This window comes from Arenibacter troitsensis (assembly GCF_900177645.1).
Lineage (GTDB): Bacteria > Bacteroidota > Bacteroidia > Flavobacteriales > Flavobacteriaceae > Arenibacter > Arenibacter troitsensis.
Window position 1 is genome coordinate 470100 of sequence record NZ_FXAO01000003.1, and the last position, 22079, is coordinate 492178.

Here is a 22079-nt window from a genome sequence, read left to right on the forward strand (position 1 = left end):
GCTACATTAATCCATTGGTAAACTTTCACATTATCAAATTAATCTTTTCTCTTTTCTCTCTTTTCTTTACTCTTCACTTTTGCCTTATGGCTTATAGCTATCCCATCATTTCCACATTAACCCATTTCCAAACCAACCAATCATCAAATTCCCAAATCAACTCATTATCAAATCAACCCATTTCCACGTTAACCCATTGGTAAATTTTCACATTATCAAATTAATACATTGATTCATTACTCCATTGGTACATTTTCAAATCGGTACATTTCCAAATCATCAAATCAAAAAACCCCCATCAATTGCTTGACAGGGGTTTGTTTATAGTAAGGGAAGTCCTTATTTCACTTCCTCGAAGTCTACGTCCTCAACGTTATCGGCTTCTTTGGACTCTCCGTTGGAAGATGCTGTATCAGCGCCACCTGCAGGAGCACCTTGCTGTGCTTCGGCCTGGGCCTTGTACATTTCCTCGGAAGCTACTTTCCAAGCCTCGTTGATCTTTTCCAAAGCCGGAGTAATCAAAGCCAAATCTTTGGCTTCATGGGCTTTTTTAAGTTCCGCAAGGGCATCCTCGATAGGCTTCTTCTTATCCGCAGACAATTTATCACCAAATTCGGTCAATTGCTTCTCAGTCTGGAAGATCATTCCATCGGCCTCGTTCAATTTATCGGCAGTCTCCTTAGCTACCTTATCCGCTTCCGCATTGGCTTCCGCCTCGGCTTTCATTTTCTTGATCTCTTCCTCTGTTAATCCTGAAGAAGCTTCAATTCTAATATCCTGCGTTTTGTTGGTAGCCTTATCGGTAGCCGATACTTTTATAATACCATTGGCATCGATATCAAAAGTAACTTCGATCTGTGGTGTTCCCCTTTGTGCCGGTGGAATACCATCCAGATGGAAACGTCCTATAGTCTTGTTATCCTTTGCCATGGGGCGCTCTCCCTGCAATACATGGATCTCAACAGATGGCTGATTGTCAGCGGCTGTAGAGAAGATCTGCGATTTTTTGGTAGGGATGGTCGTGTTGGCCTCGATCAATTTGGTCATTACGCTACCCATAGTTTCAATACCTAAGGAAAGTGGTGTTACATCCAATAAAAGAACGTCTTTTACATCTCCTGTCAATACCCCACCTTGTATAGCGGCACCTACGGCAACTACCTCATCTGGGTTTACCCCTTTGGAAGGTTTCTTGCCAAAGAACTTCTCAACGGCATCCTGTACCGCAGGAATCCTGGTAGAACCACCTACCAAAATAATTTCGTCTATATCGCTCTTGCTTAATCCTGCCGCTTTTAAGGCAGTGGCACAAGGCTCAATAGTACGTTTTACCAAATCATCTATCAATTGCTCAAACTTGGCTTTGGTCAATGAACGTACTAAATGCTTAGGTCCTGAAGCCGTAGCGGTTACGTATGGAAGGTTAATTTCGGTCTGTGCAGAAGAAGACAACTCAATTTTTGCCTTTTCAGCAGCCTCTCTCAAACGTTGCAATGCCATGGCATCCTTACGCAGGTCTATGCCTTCCTCTTTGTTGAACTCATCGGCCAACCAGTCGATTATCTTTTGATCCACGTCATCACCACCCAAGTGGGTATCCCCATCGGTAGCCAATACTTCAAAAACACCGTCTCCCAATTCCAAGATGGAAACATCATGTGTTCCTCCACCAAAATCGAAAACCACTATTTTCTGGTCTGTATCCTTCTTGTCCATCCCGTAAGCCAAAGAAGCTGCGGTAGGCTCGTTTATAATTCTTTCTACGGTAAGTCCGGCAATTTCACCGGCCTCCTTGGTTGCTTGTCTTTGCGCATCGTTAAAGTAGGCAGGTACGGTAATTACCGCTCTACTAACGGTCTGTCCCAAATAATCCTCGGCAGTTTTCTTCATTTTCTGAAGTATCATTGCCGAAAGTTCCTGAGGAGAATACAAACGTCCGTCTATATCTACCCTTGGGGTATCGTTATCTCCCTTAACCACTTTATAAGGTACCCTTTCGGCTTCCTTACTGGATTCGGAGAATTTATTTCCCATAAAACGTTTTATGGAATAAATGGTTTTGTTTGGATTTGTAACTGCCTGTCTTTTGGCAGGATCTCCAACCTTGATCTCGCCACCCTCTACAAAAGCAATGACAGATGGAGTAGTTCTCTTACCTTCTGCGTTTGGGATTACAACAGCTTCGTTACCCTCCATTACCGAAACGCAAGAGTTTGTTGTTCCTAAATCTATTCCAATAATTTTACTCATGTTTATATATTTACTGTGTTGAAAAATCTTTTTAGCACTCGGGTCTAATAAGTCAATGATTGTGCCATGTCAAAAAATATGACAAGCTGTCAGAACCCTCCTCCAAATTAACCAAGAATTGCAGTTCCGCTTGCTTTTTTGGGCATTCCCCCTTGGCGAAAATATGCCAAGGGGTCGTGCTTTCCATTCCTAGTCCCAAAATTGTCCCTCCCAAGGTCCCCTTTTGGGAGCTATCCATTGCAATCACTAATGCATTTTTAGTTGAAAGTTTAATGTTATAAGGTTATAAAGTTCAAGGTTGCGGTTGGGTAGTGAGCAAAGGAACCTAGAATCTAGATACTAGAACCGAGACTAAATACTTTATTTGAAAGTTTTATAACTAGGTGCCCCTTCCCATGGCTAAGCCTGTCCCACGCTTGCCGTGGGAGGACAAGGTGGCTTCGATGTAGGAGAGGATGGAAGGGAGTGGGTTAGGTTATAATTAGACTATTGGAATATGGAGCAAATTACCTCTGAAATAAACCATCATTTTAGATATTATCAATAAACCTAAATACCTCTGAACGAGGGAAAAGCACAAACAACAAAATTTTAACCTTGGAATCTTAATATTTACTATATTTCTCTTTCTAATTTAGTTATTTAATGAAAATATTTATCAGATACATCGTATTTGGAATTTTGACAATTATCCTGGCAGGATGCCAATCTGATGATATAAATTTTGATCCTACCGTAGATCTTGCGATAGGAATAATAGCGGATTGCCAATACTGTGAATGCGAAAGTTATAAATCCCGATATTATAAATACTCCCTCAGCAAATTGGAAGGCGCTATTGAACAATTTAATACCGAACCTCTAAATTACACAATACATCTCGGTGATTTTATTGATAGGGATTTCGCAAGTTTCGATAAAATATTACCTGTTTGGAACAAGCTCTCCTCTAAAAAATATCACGTGCTGGGCAACCATGATTTCAATGTTGCCGATGCTTTTAAACCGAAGGTATTGGAGCGTTTAGACTTGGTTGACAGGTATTATAGTATTGTCGAAAATCAATGGCGTTTTATTGTCCTTGACGGTAACGATTTAAGTTATCATGGTGCATATAGCCAACATAAAAAGAAACAAACAGATTCCCTGTTTTCCAAAGTGTTACAATCCAAAGCACATAATAAACCAGCTTGGAATGGTGGTATAAGTCAAGAGCAATTGGTTTGGTTGGAAAATGAATTGATCTCAGCTCATAATAACGATGAGCGAGTTGGCATATACTGCCATTTTCCTATTGCTGGAAACGAGTACACCGAAATTTTATGGAACAGCGAACAAATCTTGGACCTTATCGACAAATATCCAGCCGTAAAATTTTATTTTAACGGACATAATCATGATGGGGACTATTTGATTAGAAATGGAGTGCATTACCTTACCTTTAAAGGGATGGTAGAGTCCGATAGCCAATCGCCTTTTGCCTCTGTATTTATTATAAAGAATATCATATACATCGAAGGACATGGCGGTGAACACTCTAGAAAATTAATAATTAAATAACCCACATCCAAATTAACAACACTAACAAGACTGCCGCTTCAGTTTGGAAAGAACTGTTGATTATCAAATTCATTAATTTCCAAACTACTACATTATCACATTGAAAAATTTCCAAATTAACCCATCTTCAAATTATCACATCAACACATTATCAAATTGATGCATTAGTCCATTGATCCATTTCCACATTGCCCCTTTACCCCATTGGTACATTTCCACATTAACCCATCTAACTTTTCTCTTTTCTCTCTTCTCTTCACTTTTGCCTTTTGCCTTTTGTCTTATGGCTATCCCTTCATTTCCACATTAACCCATCTAACTTTTCTCTTTTTTCTTTACTCTTCGCTTTTGGCTTTTGACTTCTGGCTTTTGGCTATTACGTCATAGCCTCATTATCAAATTAATTCATTAACCCATTTCCACATTGACTTATTAATTCATTGATACATTAATACATTAATCAATTTCCAAATTAATTCATTAACCCAATTACACCTTGGTAAATTGATCCATTTCCCAATAGATAATCCTATATTTACCCTAAAAATAAACCTTTTGGAAAATGGAATGCATTAGTGTTTTCGACATGCTCAAAATTGGCGTCGGACCCTCCAGCTCACACACCTTGGGCCCCTGGCGGGCTGCAGAGCGTTTTATTGGCGAACTACTGGAAAAAAAGCTATTCCCTTCCATTACCCATATCCAAATAGACGTATTTGGTTCCTTATCGCTAACCGGAAAGGGCCACGCCACCGATCTGGCCATTATGTTGGGCCTTACAGGAGCAGATCCGGTCACCATTCCCATAGAAAATATTGACGGAATAATTAAGGGGATTCAAGAAAGTAACAAGTTGCTTTTAAACAATTCCAAAGAAATTCCTTTCGATCCAAAAGTGGATATTATATTAAAAAAAGAATTTTTACCCTTTCATGCCAATGGAATGACCTTTAGGGCCCACTTGGCCAATGGCAAACAAATAAAGGAAACCTACTATTCTATTGGCGGAGGCTTTGTTGTTAAGGAAGAACTTAAACGATCCAAAAAGAAAATGGAAGTTTTTAAGGCCTTCCCCTACCCCATTGAAAAGGGAGCGGACCTATTGGCCGCCTGTAAAAAGGAAAACAAATCCATTTCCCAATTGGTATTGGAAAACGAACGTTCCCTGCGTTCCGATTTGGAAATAGACCAAGGCTTGCACCATATTTGGGACACCATGTTGGAGTGTATGTTCATTGGCTGCCATACCGAAGGAACCCTTCCCGGTGGACTCAAGGTACGGCGAAGGGCATACGACACCCACCAAAAATTAAAGGGCGACCTCCCCTATGCTACCCCACAGGAATGGCTGCTTACCATAAGAAAGACCGAAGTTAAATTCCGTTCCATCCTCAAATGGGTAAGCTGCTTTGCCCTAAGTGTCAATGAGGTAAACGCCTCCTTGGGTAGAGTGGTCACCGCCCCTACCAATGGCAGTGCGGGAGTAATACCGGCCGTGCTTATGTACTATATGGTCATAGAAAACCATGAGGCCAATTTTGAACACATAAAACAATTCCTCCTTGTTGCGGGTGAAATTGGCAGTATTTTTAAAAAGGGAGCTACCATTTCCGCAGCCATGGGTGGCTGTCAGGCCGAAATTGGCGTATCTTCTGCCATGGCTGCAGCCGCGCTGACAGAACTTATGGGGGGCTGCCCAGAGCAAGTACTTATGGCGGCAGAGATTGCCATGGAGCATCATTTGGGCCTTACCTGCGACCCCATAGGTGGATTGGTACAAATACCTTGTATAGAGCGTAATTGCATGGGCGCCATAAAAGCCATCAATGCCGCGGAACTGGCGTTGGACTCCGACCCCGCCAATGCAAAAGTGCCTTTGGACAAGGTGGTGAATACCATGTGGGAAACCGCCAAGGATATGAGCACAAAATACAAGGAAACTTCGGAAGGCGGATTGGCCGTTGGAGTGTACTTGAGTGATTGTTAGTACACAGTGGTCCTTAGGCAAAAGCCAATAGCCAATAGGCAATAGTTTGTGTCTCCAACATTGATTACTGTCGTCATTGCGAGTTTACCTGCCGATAGGTAGGCCTGCCTGGCCGTTTGGCAGACGTAGCGCGGCAACCTGCTTCTTACAGTGAACAATACCAATTGAATGTTTAATGATCAAAAGTTCAAAATCATCACCTCGAGCTTGCCCGGCCGTAAGACGGGCTTGCCCGCCTTTAGGCGGGTGATTTTATGCAGCTGAGCGTAATAAAATTGTATCGAGAAGCACTCGAACCGACGCTAGAGTCTATAATCTTCGCGCCAAACAAATTCCCCTCTTGAGAGAGCCTGTCCCACTTTTAACCGGGAGGTTAGCCTGCCTGCCGCAGGCAGGGGGTGTGTTTCTTTCCAAGACCTGGGCTTTCAAAACCCTCCGTCTTCGCTTATGGCGAAGCCACCTCCCTTCCTCACAAGGGAGGAGCCTTTACTATCGTCAATGCTATTTCCAAATTGATACATTACCCCATTGGTACATTTTCACATTAACCCATCACTACATTAACCCATTTTCAAATTATCAAATTAACCAATTTCCAAATTGATTTATTAATACATTACCTAATTGGTACATTTCTACATTACTCATCACCAAATTATCAAATTGATCCATTACCTCATTATTACATTACCTCATTGTCAAATCATCAAATCACCATATTACCAATTAATGCATTGCTACATTACCCTAATGCTACATTTTCAAATTAACCAATTCCCAAATTGATACATTACCCCATTGGTACATTAATCCATTGGTACATTATCAAATTAACACATTGCTTCATTTTCAAATTTTCACATCATCTAATTTTCAATTGGATTCATTGGTACATTGATACATTAAACCACATAAGCGGTCACGTACAAAATTTCAATTATTCTAACATTTTATTTAAAAATTAATTAAGAAATGAATAATTAAGTCAATATATGATGTAAATCATGTAAAATATAGGAGGTCCAATACACTCAAATAAGGTTTATTTGTACAGGGCTGTAATACCTTTATTTGGGTTATACCTATTAATGATTTCCTTACAGACCGCCTGTTCCATTACAACCAAAAATATGTATCGGCATGAGAAAAAGCTTTCGCAATTTATTATTCATCGTACTCTTAGTGGGCATATCCTGTTCAGAATCCCCGAAAAAGGAAACTACCGCAACATCATTGCCTGTTTATAAAGATGTTCCCTATCTACAGGATTACAGCATTAAATATGACAAACAGGAGAATGACCTGTTACTTTTCGAAACTTATATGGACCGTAATGGAGTAATTCAGGTCTCTTCTTCAGACGGAATTTTACGTACCCACGATGGGCAATTCCTTTATCCAGGTGTCCTTTTACAGGACAAAACCTACCGCCCATTGACCGACAAGAATATTTCCGCAATGACCGTCTATCAAGACCAGTTTGTATACTTGGATGACAAGGCGGTACTTAGCAACGCCTGGGCCGGAAGCCTTTACCTAAAACACACCCTTCCCAAAGCGAATATTTTTACTGCCGGAACCGATTTCGATTTCTTGATCAGCGATGGACCATCGCTTCAATATGTTTCCAAAAATAATAGCGGCTGGCAGGGCTCCACTTCCAAGGATAAAACCATTTCCATCAAATTCGACCAAAAAACCAATTCCTTCTGGATTTTGGGAGAAAAATCCATCAACCACTTCAATCCCAAGGATAAAACCCTTAAAACTGTCTATGAAGGAAATAATTTTACCTCCTTCGCCCTGGTAGACAATACATTGATATTGACCACCCTGGATGGATATTATGAAGTAGATGCCACTTCCGGAAACCAAATTGGGGATAAAAAGACCCAATTGCCCTGGACGGAAATCAATTATGTAAACCTAATTGACGGAAATCTCTGGTTTGGTTCTACTAAAGGTGCCTTTAAGCTTAAAGAGGATGGTAAATTTAGTTACTACTATGGAAAACGTTGGATGCCCAGCAACAACGTTAAACATATTTCCAAAGGTACCGATGGTTCCATCCTTATATTGACAGATACCGGCCTTGGGCAAATAGTCTTTGAGGAAATGACCCTATATGACAAGGCCCTATATTATGAAAAACAAGTACGGGACAGACATATAAGACTGGGGTTCAATGCAACTCTAGTGGATATGGACAATGGTAATTTTGATACGGGCCGACTATCGGATTCCGATAACGACGGACTATGGACTACCATGTACCTGGCTGGACAGGTTTTTCGGTACTCAGTGACCAAATCCGAAGACGCCCTTCAAAACTGTAGGGAAGCTATGGATGCTATGGAGAGATTGTTTAGCATTAACCCGGTACCAGGATTTCCTTCCAGATCTTTTGAACGAAGTGGGTATATAAATCAATTACATGATCCTGACAGATGGCAACATAGCAGTGATCCGGAATGGGATTGGAAATCCACTACCAGTAGCGATGAGGCCATTGGGCACATTTTTGCCTACGGCGCTATGGCAGAAATAATGGACAACGACCTTAAAGATCGTGCCATAGTCCTTATTGATACCCTAATGAGTCATATTGTAAGAAATGACATGTATATGGTAGACTATGATGGTAAACCCACTACCTGGGGCCGTTGGAACCCAGAATACGTAAATGCCCGACCCAAAATGGTGGGAGACCGAAAAATAAATGCTTCCAATATTATAGGCATGCTGCAAACGGCATATCATTTTACCGGCAAGGAAAAATACAAGGAAAAAGCCTTTGATCTCATGGATAACCACGGGTATTTGGACAATCTAATGTGGCCCATGAAAGATGTTGCCATGGCTCCGGACGATGCCGATGATTGGAGTAAAATGTTATCCGAATCCTGGAACCACTCCGATGATGAAATGTACTTTGTAGGCTATTGGGGCTTATACAGATATGCCTTTAACGACACCTTAAAAACAAAATTCAAGGAAGCTATCATTGACCATTGGGAAATTGAAAGGCCCGAAAAAGAAGGCGCCTGGAACATTATGACGGCCCTAACCGGGACCCAAGAGTTCGACTTGGAGGAAGCGGCTTGGTATCTTAGGGAGCACCCCATGGATATGGTAGCCTGGGAGGTCAATAATAGCCATAGAAAAGATATTACATTTGTAGAACCTAATTTTAGGGAACAGACAACGGCAGAGGTATTACCTCCCGACGAGCGTCGTGTACAAAGGCATAACGCCAATATGTTTACATTGGATGGAGGTAGAAATGGCTCAGAGGAATTTTCGGCAGGTGATATCTGGCTGCTCCCCTACTGGATGGGAAGGTATTTAGGGGTTATAAGTGCTCCTCAAACAATGGATTGAAAATTGAATATAATAGAAACAAGTACAATAGTATGGACGCCCAAAAAAAACTCATGAAACTAAATTTAGAAAGTAAACCAATACTCCTTCTCTTCATGACACCCATACTTTTTAGTGCTTGTGGAAAAGGCAATTATAAAATGGAAAAGCAGATTACCCAAGATTTCACTTATAACCATGACCTGGACAACAACGACAATTTTTCTCCGGACGATAAATGGCTGGTATATGACACCCGAACCGAGGCCGGTGGTATTGGGGCCAATGGAAAGATTGAAAAGGTACATGTGGAAACCGGCGAAAAAATGGTTTTGTACGAACTAAAACAAAACAGGGCCTATGGTCCCGGCGTGGGAGCTGTGAGCTATAGCCATACCAACAATGAGGTGGTTTTTATACATGGATTATTAAATTGTACGTCGGACAAACCTTATGAACAATGGAGACGGACCGGGGTAATCATTAAGGATGACCAGCCCGGAAAGCCCATTTTTATGGATGCTAGGGACATTTCCTTCCCGTTTACGGTGGGCGCTTTGCGCGGGGGTACCCATAGACATGAATTTAGTGGCGACGGAGAATGGATAGGGTATACCTATAACGATGCCATTATGAAAAAACTGGAGGATTCTACCGGCCTTACCCATAATCTTAGAACCATAGGGGTTTCCAAAAAAAATCACCCAATATCCGTTCCTGAATCCCAAGACGGGGAGAATTTTTCAGGGGAATGGTTTAGTGCCCTGGTAGTGAAAGTAGTACCAAATCCCGTTCCTGGTTCTGATGAAATAAGTAGGGCAGCTGGTGACAGTTGGGTGGGACATTCCGGCTACCTAAAATCCGATGGCGCTACACAAAGGGCAAGGGCCTTTATTGGCACAACAACAGAGCAAAATAGGGAACAGGTAGATGAAGTGTATATAGTGGATATCCCGGAAGATATTAGCATTCCGGGAGAGGCTGCCCTTGAGGGTACCGAAACCAACTTGCCAGCTCCCCCAAAAGGAACTCGGCAACGAAGATTAACCTACACGGCCAATAACAAATACCCCGGTTGCGAAGGCATTGTCCGTTCCTCCTACGGCGGAAGTATGCTTGCCTATATTGCCAAAGATGACCATAATATTAAACAGATATTCACCATCTCACCATGGGGGGGAGAGCCCATTCAACGTACTTTCCATGAATCGGATGTTCAAGGCGGCATTCGCTGGCATCCCAAAGACCATAGATTAGTGTATGTATGGCAGAATTCTTTAGTGGGCTTAAATATTGAAGAAGGTAAAAATACTGTCCTGACGAAACCAACACAAAATCCACCTAAAAATCCGGTTTGGTCCCATGACGGACATAAAATAGCCTATAACCGAATGGTTTCCAAAGACGGGAATACTCCAACAATGCAAATTTTTGTCATCGAACTTTAATCAAATCAATATGTATAGAATACTATTTGCATTAGCCTTGATCCTTCATTTTCCCTTTGAAGTCTGTGCCCAAGAAACCTCGTTTTATCAGGATGTTGCCTTTATCAACAACATTTCTATGGGGCTCCCCCAAGGCAATATTGAACAAATATCAATTATTAGTAATATCCCTATCGCAACTACCTCATCGGGGCAATATGAATGGAAGAATTCCAAATGGATTTTAAGCAATAATAATAATTCTTCCAAAGTGCTACCCCAATATAAGGGCATACCCCAGGAGGCCGGTAAGGTCCTTAGCACAACAAATTATAGGAATATCACCTATGTGGGTTGTGAAAACGGCCTGTTTTTTAAAATTGGCAACAATAAATGGAAGCAAGAGCTCCCCTCCGACTCCAATTATAGTTGGGCCTTGAAAGAGGTGGCAGCCTTGACAGTGGACACAAAAAACCGACTATGGTTTGGTGCCAAACAAGGCATGGGTTATTTGGAAAATGGTAAATGGACACTGTTTACCGGTAAGGAGGGAGTGCCATACAATCATTTCACCTGTGCAGCCCCAGGCCCAAAAGGTGAGGTATGGTTTGGTACTGAAATTGGAGCTTTCAGGGTAGAGGAAAATGTTTTTTACTACAGGGCAAACCGCAGATGGTTACCGGACAACCATGTAAACGCCATAGCCGTTGATACTGATGGTACCGCCTGGATCGCCACTAAGAACGGCATTGCCCAAATTGTTTCCAAAGAAATGACCTACCCCGAAAAAGCAGCCTATTTTACAAAACAGGTAGAGGAAAGACATAACAGGATGGGTTTTATCTGTCAAAACCAGCTTACCGAACGATTCAATATTAACACCAGCGAATTGGCCATTTCGGATAATGATGGGCAATATACCGCTATGTACGGTGCAGCACAGGCCTTCCGATACGCCATTACCAAGGACCTGGAGGCCAGGGAACTGGCCAATAGAAGCTTTTATGCCCTAAAATGGTTGGTAGACATAACCCATGAACCAGGGTTTCCGGCAAGGGTGATCATTCCTGTGGATTGGCATGAACCTGTCAATGAACAATACAGTAGGGAATATAATAGTAGACATCAGAAAAACGACCCCTTCTGGAAGGATATTTTTCCTCGTTTCCCCCTAAGTGAGGATGGAAATTATAGATGGAAATGCGACACCAGCTCGGACGAATTGGCCGGACATTATTTTTATTATGGCATTTATCACGATTTGATAGCGGAGACCAAGGAAGAAAAGGATGCCGTTAAGCAAGTGGTCGCCGATGTCACTGACCACCTCATAAAACATGGTTTCAAATTGGTAGATTATGATGGGAAACCAACACGCTGGGGAAGTTTTGATCCCGACTATTTCAATTCCATTTGGGGCTGGGACCAACGCGGACTCAATGCTATGATGATGCTTTCCTTTTTAAATGTCGCCTCCCATGTTACAGGAGATCCCAAATATGATGAGGTCGCAGAAATGTTGCGCGAAAAGGAAAATTATGACATCTACGCCATGCACGCCAAAGAATTTTTTCCACCGGAAAATGCAGTACCTTGGGACAACAATCTAGGTCTAATGAGTCTTTACGGCCTCATTAATTACGAAAAGAATCCGGAAAGACAAATCATGTACCGCATTGCCCTGGAGAATGCCTGGCTGCATATAAGCAAACAAAAAAATGCCTTTTGGGACGGACTATATGGTGCCATGGCCGGTTTTTTTACCCAAAAGGTGGATGAAGGGTTTTTTAAGCCGCAAGAGCTTTTTACAGAAAATCCATTGTTTGCCAAAGCTAGCATTGACAGGTACTACAAAAGTAGCCTGGACAATCGTTATATGACCGAAACCTTGCAACGTATCCCATTGGACCTGATAGGTTATGATATGGACAATACCCATCGCCTAGATATACAATTGGACCCCACCCCGGGCCAAGCAACGGATATGGGCTGGGGCAATGACACCTTTGCACTGCCCATAGATGAAAGGGGCCACGTAAGATTGGATAGGGATGCCTTTGTACTCCACGACAATGAAGGTAATGGGTACGCAGAGCACGAAGGAACCTTTTACCTCCTTCCCTATTATTTGGCCACCTACCATAAGCTGATTGAACCATAGACCGCCATATTGGCTCTAGCCATGCGGTTATTAAAGCATTAAACCAATGCAGAGGCCCTTTAAAATCGTTTTGTTCATTGTCCTTATGGGTCATGCTTATGGCTACCCCCAGAACGGCTTGCCCAACCCAAAAAATGGCAACACCTATGTCATAGCCCATAAAGGGGCCCATAATGGGATACAAACCGATCAGCCCAAAGCCTTGATCAAATTTATTTCCTCCATGGACCACCTATAACACTTACTAATCACAGCCTTCTTTTCTTCTAGTATCTATCAAATATATAATCTTCCAACTGCCCTGGTCATTAAATAGTTGAAACGAATTTACGCCACAATGGCTAAAGCTATCGTTCACCCAAAATTCGTAGTTGGTCCAAGCATTGGCCATGGCACCGTCAATTTGAATGTTATAGGACATTATTTTTTCTTCAAATTTTGTGGTAGCGGGTATGGCTACTATCGATTTTAAAAAATGGTTGAAATCATCTGTTTTCACTACTTCCCTCCCATCCGCATCTTTCCCAATGGTCTGTAGTACGATATCTTTGGAAACCGTTTCCCTAATTGCCATTGAATCCTGTTGGTGAAAAGCATCAAAAAAGGCTTCAATAGTTCTTTTGACCATTTTTTCCTCATTATTCTGGGCATTGCCAAGATGAAAAGCCATCAACAAAGTCAAAATGAAAAGTTTAGTATTATGCATATTTATAAGGTCTTGACCATCACATAAAAATAGTTAAAAAATAAAAATTTGGGAACTAATTATTGCTAGATTCATAATTTTTGGAACAAATCATTACTTTTATCCCACCAAAAATATAATAGATGTCCACTGTCAAAAAAGAATACAAAAGAGTTACCGTAAAATCTCTCGTTGATATGAAAAAGAACGGGGAGAAAATATCCATGTTAACGGCTTATGATTATTCTATGGCAAAAATTGTCGATGCCGCCAATGTGGATGTAATATTAGTGGGCGATTCTGCCAGTAATGTTATGGCCGGACATGAAACCACCCTTCCCATTACCTTGGACCAAATGATCTATCATGCCTCTTCGGTAATACGGGCGGTAAACCGCGCCCTAGTGGTGGTGGACATTCCCTTCGGAAGTTACCAAAGCGATCCCAAAGAGGCCTTGCGATCCGCCATCCGGATCATGAAAGAGAGTGGAGCCCATGCCGTAAAGGTAGAAGGTGGACAGGAAATTAAGGAATCGGTAAAAAGAATTCTCAATGCAGGTATACCCGTAATGGGACATTTGGGCCTGACGCCTCAGTCCATTTATAAATTTGGCACGTATACAGTAAGGGCAAAAGAGGAACAAGAAGCACATAAACTTATTGAAGATGCCAAACTTTTGGAAAAAATGGGGTGTTTTTCCATAGTTCTTGAAAAAATACCCGCAAAATTGGCCAAAGAGGTTGCAGAAAGTGTCTCCATTCCCATTATTGGCATTGGTGCAGGAAATGGGGTAGATGGACAGGTATTGGTGATTCACGATCTATTGGGAATAACCCAGGAATTCAATCCAAGATTTTTAAGGAGGTACCTCAATCTTTATGAAGAAATGGGCAATGCCATTTCAAAGTATGTAGACGATGTAAAAACGAGGGACTTCCCTAGCGACGAGGAGCAATACTAAAGAGGCAACAGATATTCCCGTATAAGGTCTGCCCTTTATTGCGCGGACGGCCTATGAACTAGATAATGAATTCTATACAAGTGTCCACAAAAACAATTTCTACTCCAGAAAATTTACAGGTCTTATACGAGGACAATCATCTTATAGCCATCAATAAAAGAGCGGGCGATATTGTGCAGGGCGATAAAACCGGGGACACCCCCCTCAGCGAGGTCGTAAAACAATATATCAAGAAAAAAGACAACAAACCCGGGAACGTTTATTTGGGCGTAGCTCACCGGCTGGATAGGCCAACCACAGGTATTGTGGTCTTTGCAAAAACCTCAAAGGCCCTGCCCAGGCTTAACAAATTGTTTGCCGAAAAAGATGCCCAAAAGACCTATTGGGCAGTAGTCAATAAAATGCCGGACAAGGAAAAGGGCACACTTACCCATTGGCTAAAACGCAATCCCAAGCAGAATAAATCCTACGGCCATATAAAAGAAGTGCCCGATAGCAAGAAAGCTATTTTGGACTATAAGGTAATTAAGCAACTGGACCGCTATTTTTTATTGGAAATTGATTTAAAAACAGGTCGACACCATCAAATTAGGGCGCAATTGGCCGCTATTGGGTGTATCATAAAAGGGGATTTAAAATATGGGGCGGACAGAAGCAATAAAGACGGAAGCATACATCTCCACGCCAGAAGCCTTGCTTTTATACATCCCGTAAAAAGAGAATTGTTGCAGATTATAGCACCACCCCCCGAAGATAGTGTTTGGAACGCCTGCACGTGAATGACCTCTGCACTGGTCCATGAGGTATCGGCAGGATTCTTTAGTATGCATTCCACATCAACCTAAATGGCTGGAACAGGCATAGAAACATTTGAATCTCGCCTAACAACTAAATTTTCATTACCTTTAACTGAGGCCCTATGCATATGGCCAGCTTAAAAATATTCCCATGGATAAGACAGCACTATTTATTTTCAATATAATGTTATTGATCTCCTGCGGAAGCTACAATTCCATAGATACCTTTTACGAAGCACACAAGAACGACGCCCAAGTAACCGCAATCCGTGTACCCCATTTTATGATATCCCTTATAAGTAATATATCTCCAGAAATTAATGCATTGGTAGGCGACACCAAAGACTTAAGGTATATGCAGTTTCCAGTTGCCACTCCTGCAAGAGCCGATTTCCTTAACAAACAAATGAACGGTATTACCGGAAATTCCTTTATCGAGATTTATCGTAAAAATGATGATTTAAAACGTTCCGTAGTTTCCATAAGGGAACGCAAAAATTCGGTCAAGGAAATTCTCATATTCAACAACAATAATAAAACGGGGTCATTCCTCTACTTCAATGGAAATTTTGACCCTATTAAAGTAAGGGGAATGGCCAAAAACAATGAGTTCGAAAAACTAACCGAAAGTCTGGTAAAGGAGTATAACCCCAATACTCCCGGCGCTATCAATTAGAAGGTAATTTATTTGTAAGACCTTACACTCTCAATGACTACGGAACTAAGAATAAGTATTCCACCCATTACTGTAGTCCAACTAGGAATTTCCGAAAGAAAAACCACTCCTATCAATATACCGTAAACCGGTTGCACGCTACTTAAGATGCTCACCGTAGTAATACTAAAGTGCTTAAAACAATTGAGAAATAGGGTATGCCCAATGGCAGTAGTGAACAGGGCCAATGTTAACAGTGCCGGCCATTGGTCTGCAATGGCATCTACATTATAAATAAAAAATACCGGTGCCAAAATAAACCCTACTATGCCAGTCTGGTAGGTCATCATTAAGGACCCGTTGTAATGGGCCGCCCTGGACTTTAGGATAATATTCCTAATGGCGTAGGCCAGTGCCGAAAAAACACCAAGACCCACGGCAATAATATTGGAATTGCCGGTTTCAAAGTCGGGAGCCAACAAATAAATTCCGGCCAACACCAAAAGCCCCAGGACAAAATGAATTCTTTGGAACGGCGTTTTTAAAATTAATGGTTCCAATAAGGCCGTTATAATAGGGTACGTAAACATAGACAACATACCTATGGCCACACTGGAAAGCTGCAGGGCATAGAAATAGGTCAACCAATGGACCCCCATAAAGATACCGCTTAGAAAAAGAATAGGATGATCTTTTTTGGCTATACGGAACGATATTTTCTTCCATTTACAATAGAGCAATAGAAACAAAAATGCCAAGCCCGCCCTACTGGCTATGGTAACGGGTACCGGAAGCTGCACGTATCTACCCAGAGCACCGGAAGTGCTAATAAAAATCATGGCCAGATTAATCTCCAGCAAATGGTTGATGTGAAGGCTTTTACTTTTCAAAAATATTTTTTAACGGGTAACGGACATGGCCTTCTCTTTAATGATTTGCGCTACGGGTTTATTTTGTAGATGACTTTCCAACCATGAAATAATATCCAAATATAAGAAAGCGCGTTTTTCATAGGGATGGTTTTCGTATTTTTTTAATTCATCGTACAACTTTTGAAACTCATTGGGCAACTCGTGCGGGTAGATATCACCCAAACCTCTTAAGAATTTAATCATTTCCTTCTGCACGGCATGAAGATCGTTCATTTTTAACAAGAACTTATAGGTGCTTTTCAGCTGCACCTCCAAATGATAGTCCATACCTGCCTCGTAATGGGCAATTAGACTAAGTACTCGGGCAAAGCACATTAAGTCCTCTCGCATTTTTAAATTCTTGTTGTTGATGATCCTCTTTAGATACTGAATACAGGTTTTGTTATCCCCATATCCAAAATAAAGGCAGGCTATCTTATAGTATAACACCATAACGTGATGCTGGTCTATCCTATCCTTATGTTTATTGATTCCGTATTCTACTATTTTGACCAAATAAAGTCCCTTTTCAAAATTGCCTTCCAAGAAATGGAGGTTCAATTTATTCAAATTGATATATAAAAAGGCCAAGGAAGCTATATTGTCATTGTCCGGAAATTCCTTGCTGCTCACAATTTTTTCCAATTTCTCCAAGGTTTCCTTGAATTGGGAGCTATATTTTACATAAAATAAGGATTCCAACAAATAGTGGTTCCCCTTTAAAAAGAACACGGGGTTTAAATAGATCATTTCCTTATTCTCATAAAAAAGATCTACCCATTTACTGGAATACTTGTAACAGGATAAAAAATCCTGGGTCAGAAAACTGTACCAAAGATGCGCCTTGTACAGCCAAAGCTTTTCCCTAAAGCCCAAGTCTTCAATCTTGTACTTTGGCATGTGCTTCTCGAAATATTTCTGAACCCTTTTGATATCCTCATCACTTCTAACATAGCCAATTTTTAACATTTGCCCATATAACTGGAGCGCAAGGTTGGATAATTTGCTGGTAATAACATTCTGTGCCGAAAGTTGCTTGGCCTGTACTGCCAATTCATCCGCCCTGTCCGGGATGCTACGGGTAATATACTGGGTCTCGATCAATTTCTCAAATTCCACAATTTCATAGGCCACGTTTTTCTCCTCATTTTCAATGGCGGTAACCTTGGCCTTATCCAATATTTTAAGACTCTGCTTGTACAGTCCCTTTTGATACAGAATTGTGGCAAAATCCAATTGCTCCCTAATCTGTACCCTTATGTTTTGATTTACAGGATTTAACCTAAGACTCACCAAAATCTGTTTGTAAAGGTGGGCCTTCAAATTGGACAACTGGGCCTTCTTAACAATACCGTTTTCCAGTATTAATTTTTCATCATATACCTTAATTTTATCCATTAAATTAAAAAGGGCAAGAAATTTGGCATCGGTATTCACTCCCAAGCGTCCAACATACAATTTAAATTGACGTTTCTCGGACTTGGAAAGCGATTTAACCAAAACGAATAATGCATCTTTATGCGCATTTGTCATCGTAATAATAAAGGTTTATATAATTGATAATCAATATTTTAAATACTTCAAAAAGTTATTTAACGTTGTAAATGCCATTTCGCGATTAGGACTAGCAAACCTACTAGTACTATATTCGTATAGCGCACATAAAATTACGTAAATATAATGAGCAAAGAAAAGGTACATATTTTTGACACCACACTTAGAGATGGAGAGCAAGTCCCCGGATGTAAATTGGACACGGACCAAAAACTTATAATTGCCGAAAGATTGGATCTTTTAGGGGTAGACATTATAGAAGCCGGTTTTCCAATTTCCAGTCCAGGAGATTTTAATTCTGTGCAGGAGATTTCAAAAATTGTAAAGAATGCAACGGTATGCGGACTTACACGTGCTGTTAAAAAAGATATTGAGGTTGCTGCAGAGGCATTAAAATATGCCAAAAAACCAAGGATACATACAGGTATCGGAACTTCGGAATCCCATATTAAATTTAAATTCAACTCCAATAAGGATGCAATTATAGAAAGGGCTATAGAGGCAGTAAGTTATGCCAAATCCTTTGTTGAAGATGTAGAATTTTATGCAGAGGATGCAGGAAGAACGGATAACGAATTTTTGGCAAGGGTCTGTGAAGCGGTTGTCAAGGCCGGTGCCACGGTATTGAATATCCCTGACACCACAGGTTATTGTTTGCCCGAGGAATATGGGGCCAAAATAAAATATCTAAAGGAAAACGTAACCGGCATTCATAAAGCCATATTATCCTGCCATTGTCATAATGACCTAGGTTTGGCCACTGCAAACTCCATTTCGGGAGTAATTAACGGTGCAAGACAAATTGAATGTACTATCAATGGGATTGGCGAAAGAGCGGGAAACACTGCCCTAGAGGAAGTGGTAATGATCCTAAGACAGCACCCAACACTTAATCTGGACACCAATATCAACAGTAAATTGTTATATGACACCAGTCAGATGGTGTCCCAAAAAATGGGCGTATACGTGCAACCCAACAAGGCCATAGTGGGTGCCAATGCGTTTGCCCATAGCTCTGGGATTCATCAGGACGGAGTTATAAAAAATAGGGAAACCTATGAAATAATAGATCCAGCGGATGTTGGGGTAAACGAGTCTTCCATTGTGCTCACTGCAAGAAGCGGTAGGGCAGCATTGGCCTATAGGGCAAAAAATGTAGGATATGAACTTACCAAGACCCAACTGGATGTAGTTTATCAGGAATTTTTGAAATTTGCAGATAAGCAAAAGGAGATTTTTGACGAGGATATCCATGATATCATTATTGCCAGTGGTATCAAAATAAAAAGCTTAGCTTAAGATGAATCTAAAGATTGCTCTGTTAGGGGGAGATGGGATTGGTCCGGAGGTCTTGGCTCAGTCTGTAAAATGTTTACAGGCCGTTGAAGAGACCTTCAACCATCATTTCACATATACCGAAGGGTTAATAGGAGCTGTTGCCATGGACAAATATGGCTCCCCGTTACCAAAGCAAACTATAGATCTATGCAAGGCATCGGACGCCATTCTTTTTGGGACTATTGGCACCCTAAAATACGATGACAATCCCAGTGCAAGAGTACGCCCCGAACAGGGATTGCTTCAACTGCGTAGGGAATTACAGCTTTTTACCAATATTAGGCCAGTAAAGATTTTCCCGACCTTAATAAATAAATCACCTTTAAAGAAACACGTCATTTTTGGAACCGATTTTGTGATCTATCGCGAGCTTACAGGTGGAATCTACTTCGGTGAAAAAAAACTTAGTGAAGACGGTACCCAGGCTTCGGATTTATGTGAATACTCGGAAAAGGAAATCAGTAGAATTACCCATTTAGCCTTTAAAGCTGCCAAGAACAGACGCAAAAAATTAACATTGGTAGATAAAGCCAATGTCTTGGAGACCTCCAGGCTTTGGCGCAAAGTCGTAACCAGAATATCAGAAAGCTACCCGGAAGTTCAATTGGATTTCTTGTTTGTAGATAATGCGGCCATGAAAATGATGTTGGATCCGAACGACTTTGACGTTATCCTGACCGATAATATGTTCGGCGATATATTGTCCGACCAAGGCAGTGCTATATGTGGATCCAAAGGACTTCTGCCTTCGGCCTCGATTGGCAATGAACACGCCATGTTTGAACCTTTTCACGGTTCCTACCCACAGGCTGCTGGAAAAAATATAGCCAATCCTGTTGCCTCCATCCTATCTACCGCCATGATGCTGAGCCATTTTGGATTACATGAAGAGTCGCTCGCCGTAGTAATAGCGGTAGACAAATCCATGAAAAAGCATGTGGTTACCAGAGACCTGAACGCTTCAAGTAAATATGGCACCACCCAGGTTGGGGATTTTATTGCAGGAAACATTATAGATTCTGATGAAAACCTCAATTATAATTACGAAAATATAGGATTGGGGAGATCCACTATCATTTAATCGCCTGTAAGTACTCAAACTTTTCAGTGAATTTGGCTTCTTTGTTTTGAATAGAATGGTAATTTCAAACAGTCTATCCCTGCATTTAAAGTTTAACTACCCTATACCTCAAGGAGTTGTAGTATAAAACTGTGGAAATCTTTCTTAAAACTGTCGTAAGGGCTACCCGTTGCAGGGCCATTGAAACCCGTGTATATTTTTTGTACTTCACCATTTTTACCAATAACTATGGTCGTTGGAAAGGAAAGTACATGATTCAACATGGGCAACTTTTTTTGCGCCATTTCCTTGTCAATTCCTCCGTATTGGGCCAACAATATAGGATATTGAACCCCTATCCTTTCTTTAAGCCTGTCAATAGATTTAAAAGCCGCCTCCTTTGTTTTGGCATACTCAAAAGCAAGGGCGATAACGGTGATTTCTTCATTTGAATTTTTTTCCAAATAATCTACCAAAAATTTGGTCTCATCCAAACAATTTGGACACCAGGTACCCATAATTTGAACGATGACCACCCTGTCCTTATACACAGGATCACTCAAGGACACTATATTGCCATTGGAATCGGGGAATGAAAAGCTCAGTTTCTCATACCCTTGTTTCATATAGGTCAGCGTCTCTGAATTGGGCAACTCATAGTTTTCATTCCTTTTCGCCTTAAAAAATTCCTTGGAATGGTTTCCTGAGTAAAACACTCCCGTCATGGTACTATCTGTAGTTTTGGCTTTGAACAAATAGGCACGGGAACCATCAAAAGTAGAGAACTTTACGGAATCCACAGTATTAATGCCATCCAAATAGCGATAATCCCCAGTGACTGTTCTAAAGGTCCCGGAAACTTTGTCATCTACCTGCTTAAAGATACCCTTTGCCATATAGCTTTCACCATTGTCCAACGTAAACTCCACCTCCCAATCACCGGAAATATTGGTATTGGGAATACCTTCACTTTTAAATCGCTCAGTAATTCCATGGACAGCCCTAAAGGGCAAAATCCTTTCTTCGTTTTCTTTTATAAATTTTCCTTTAATTTCCTTATCCCTGAACCTTCCAGCCATATACCCTTCAAAAACAGGCATTCCAATGATTATGGAATCTGCTTTCACTTTTATTTCGTCAATAAAAATAGTTTCATCGGAGTTGTACAATTCTATTGTGTATTTTCCATTTTCTGATTCTTTAAGTTTAAAATTGAATGGCAAACTTTGGTTGTCACCAACTTCCAATTCTGCCCGCCACATACCTTCTGCTAAATTAACCGCATTAGAATCTTTGCAGCTATTGAAAAGCAAACAAAGAAAAAATATGTAAAATGTATGCTTCATCTTAGGTCATTATACAATTAATAAAA

The 22079-nt window shown here is 41.0% G+C and carries 16 protein-coding genes; 11 read left to right on the forward strand and 5 right to left on the reverse strand.

Features of this window, described 5'->3' with window-relative positions; genetic code table 11:
- Window positions 1–339 precede the first annotated feature (339 nt).
- The gene (dnaK, locus tag B9Y87_RS09120; protein WP_072864973.1) at window positions 340–2250 is read right to left on the reverse strand and encodes a molecular chaperone DnaK; all 1911 of its coding nucleotides are present in this window, start codon (window positions 2248–2250) and stop codon (window positions 340–342) included.
- 645 nt (window positions 2251–2895) lie between these two features.
- Here dnaK and B9Y87_RS09130 point away from each other — a divergent pair.
- From B9Y87_RS09130 to B9Y87_RS09155, 6 genes are all read left to right on the forward strand, one after another.
- The gene (locus tag B9Y87_RS09130) at window positions 2896–3810 is read left to right on the forward strand and encodes a metallophosphoesterase (protein ID WP_085498283.1); all 915 of its coding nucleotides are present in this window, start codon (window positions 2896–2898) and stop codon (window positions 3808–3810) included.
- Window positions 3811–4372: 562 nt separating this feature from the next.
- Window positions 4373–5797 carry an L-serine ammonia-lyase gene (locus B9Y87_RS09135; RefSeq protein WP_085498285.1) on the forward strand — a complete coding sequence of 475 codons (1425 nt, stop codon included), beginning with the start codon at window positions 4373–4375 and terminating at the stop codon, window positions 5795–5797.
- A gap of 1140 nt (window positions 5798–6937) precedes the next feature.
- The gene (locus B9Y87_RS09140) at window positions 6938–9178 is read left to right on the forward strand and encodes a ligand-binding sensor domain-containing protein (RefSeq protein ID WP_085498287.1); all 2241 of its coding nucleotides are present in this window, start codon (window positions 6938–6940) and stop codon (window positions 9176–9178) included.
- A 53-nt stretch (window positions 9179–9231) separates the two neighbouring features.
- Complete coding sequence (locus B9Y87_RS09145; RefSeq protein ID WP_217807505.1) at window positions 9232–10605, forward strand: DUF3748 domain-containing protein; 1374 nt, start codon at window positions 9232–9234, stop codon at window positions 10603–10605.
- Window positions 10606–10615: 10 nt separating this feature from the next.
- Complete coding sequence (locus tag B9Y87_RS09150) at window positions 10616–12745, forward strand: two-component regulator propeller domain-containing protein (protein WP_085498289.1); 2130 nt, start codon at window positions 10616–10618, stop codon at window positions 12743–12745.
- Between the two features lie 46 nt (window positions 12746–12791).
- Window positions 12792–12983, forward strand: coding sequence for a hypothetical protein (locus B9Y87_RS09155; RefSeq protein ID WP_085498291.1), 192 nt, complete (start codon window positions 12792–12794; stop codon window positions 12981–12983).
- A gap of 6 nt (window positions 12984–12989) precedes the next feature.
- On the opposite strand, the gene B9Y87_RS09160 is transcribed toward B9Y87_RS09155, so the two are convergent.
- Window positions 12990–13451, reverse strand: a complete 462-nt coding sequence (locus tag B9Y87_RS09160) for a 3-methyl-2-oxobutanoate hydroxymethyltransferase (RefSeq protein WP_085498293.1) — start codon at window positions 13449–13451, stop codon at window positions 12990–12992.
- Window positions 13452–13573: 122 nt separating this feature from the next.
- Between B9Y87_RS09160 and panB the strand changes: the two genes are divergently transcribed.
- The 3 genes from panB to B9Y87_RS09175 all read left to right on the forward strand — a co-directional run bounded on the left by panB (window position 13574) and on the right by B9Y87_RS09175 (window position 15865).
- Window positions 13574–14392, forward strand: a complete 819-nt coding sequence (panB, locus tag B9Y87_RS09165; protein ID WP_085498295.1) for a 3-methyl-2-oxobutanoate hydroxymethyltransferase — start codon at window positions 13574–13576, stop codon at window positions 14390–14392.
- 65 nt (window positions 14393–14457) lie between these two features.
- On the forward strand, window positions 14458–15171 hold the full coding sequence (locus tag B9Y87_RS09170; protein ID WP_085498296.1) for an RluA family pseudouridine synthase: 714 nt from the start codon (window positions 14458–14460) through the stop codon (window positions 15169–15171).
- A 169-nt stretch (window positions 15172–15340) separates the two neighbouring features.
- A complete protein-coding gene (locus B9Y87_RS09175; RefSeq protein ID WP_085498298.1) occupies window positions 15341–15865 on the forward strand; it encodes a DUF4252 domain-containing protein in 525 nt (174 codons plus the stop codon).
- Between the two features lie 8 nt (window positions 15866–15873).
- Here the strand turns inward: B9Y87_RS09175 and B9Y87_RS09180 are convergent, their stop codons facing one another.
- Together B9Y87_RS09180 and B9Y87_RS09185 are read right to left on the reverse strand one after the other, a co-directional pair.
- Window positions 15874–16734, reverse strand: a complete 861-nt coding sequence (locus B9Y87_RS09180) for a DMT family transporter (protein WP_085498299.1) — start codon at window positions 16732–16734, stop codon at window positions 15874–15876.
- A 9-nt stretch (window positions 16735–16743) separates the two neighbouring features.
- The gene (locus B9Y87_RS09185) at window positions 16744–18288 is read right to left on the reverse strand and encodes a hypothetical protein (protein WP_085498301.1); all 1545 of its coding nucleotides are present in this window, start codon (window positions 18286–18288) and stop codon (window positions 16744–16746) included.
- 147 nt (window positions 18289–18435) lie between these two features.
- Between B9Y87_RS09185 and B9Y87_RS09190 the strand changes: the two genes are divergently transcribed.
- Together B9Y87_RS09190 and leuB are read left to right on the forward strand one after the other, a co-directional pair.
- A complete protein-coding gene (locus B9Y87_RS09190) occupies window positions 18436–19608 on the forward strand; it encodes a 2-isopropylmalate synthase (protein WP_085498303.1) in 1173 nt (390 codons plus the stop codon).
- Between the two features lies 1 nt (window position 19609).
- Window positions 19610–20728 (forward strand): 3-isopropylmalate dehydrogenase, encoded by a 1119-nt coding sequence (gene leuB / locus B9Y87_RS09195; protein WP_085498304.1) that lies wholly within the window; start codon window positions 19610–19612, stop codon window positions 20726–20728.
- Between the two features lie 101 nt (window positions 20729–20829).
- On the opposite strand, the gene B9Y87_RS09200 is transcribed toward leuB, so the two are convergent.
- Window positions 20830–22053: a peroxiredoxin family protein gene (locus B9Y87_RS09200; protein WP_085498306.1), complete on the reverse strand. Its 1224-nt coding sequence runs from the start codon at window positions 22051–22053 to the stop codon at window positions 20830–20832.
- Window positions 22054–22079: the final 26 nt, after the last annotated feature.

Coding starts and splice junctions, on each gene's coding strand:
- B9Y87_RS09175 (WP_085498298.1), top strand. CDS start 15,341: ATGGATAAGACAGCACTATTTATTTTCAATATAATGTTATTGATCTCC.
- leuB (WP_085498304.1), top strand. CDS start 19,610: ATGAATCTAAAGATTGCTCTGTTAGGGGGAGATGGGATTGGTCCGGAG.
- panB (WP_085498295.1), top strand. CDS start 13,574: ATGTCCACTGTCAAAAAAGAATACAAAAGAGTTACCGTAAAATCTCTC.
- B9Y87_RS09185 (WP_085498301.1), bottom strand. CDS start 18,288: ATGACAAATGCGCATAAAGATGCATTATTCGTTTTGGTTAAATCGCTT.
- B9Y87_RS09170 (WP_085498296.1), top strand. CDS start 14,458: ATGAATTCTATACAAGTGTCCACAAAAACAATTTCTACTCCAGAAAAT.
- B9Y87_RS09140 (WP_085498287.1), top strand. CDS start 6,938: ATGAGAAAAAGCTTTCGCAATTTATTATTCATCGTACTCTTAGTGGGC.
- B9Y87_RS09160 (WP_085498293.1), bottom strand. CDS start 13,451: ATGCATAATACTAAACTTTTCATTTTGACTTTGTTGATGGCTTTTCAT.
- dnaK (WP_072864973.1), bottom strand. CDS start 2,250: ATGAGTAAAATTATTGGAATAGATTTAGGAACAACAAACTCTTGCGTT.
- B9Y87_RS09155 (WP_085498291.1), top strand. CDS start 12,792: ATGCAGAGGCCCTTTAAAATCGTTTTGTTCATTGTCCTTATGGGTCAT.
- B9Y87_RS09150 (WP_085498289.1), top strand. CDS start 10,616: ATGTATAGAATACTATTTGCATTAGCCTTGATCCTTCATTTTCCCTTT.
- B9Y87_RS09200 (WP_085498306.1), bottom strand. CDS start 22,053: ATGAAGCATACATTTTACATATTTTTTCTTTGTTTGCTTTTCAATAGC.
- B9Y87_RS09130 (WP_085498283.1), top strand. CDS start 2,896: ATGAAAATATTTATCAGATACATCGTATTTGGAATTTTGACAATTATC.
- B9Y87_RS09135 (WP_085498285.1), top strand. CDS start 4,373: ATGGAATGCATTAGTGTTTTCGACATGCTCAAAATTGGCGTCGGACCC.
- B9Y87_RS09190 (WP_085498303.1), top strand. CDS start 18,436: ATGAGCAAAGAAAAGGTACATATTTTTGACACCACACTTAGAGATGGA.
- B9Y87_RS09145 (WP_217807505.1), top strand. CDS start 9,232: ATGAAACTAAATTTAGAAAGTAAACCAATACTCCTTCTCTTCATGACA.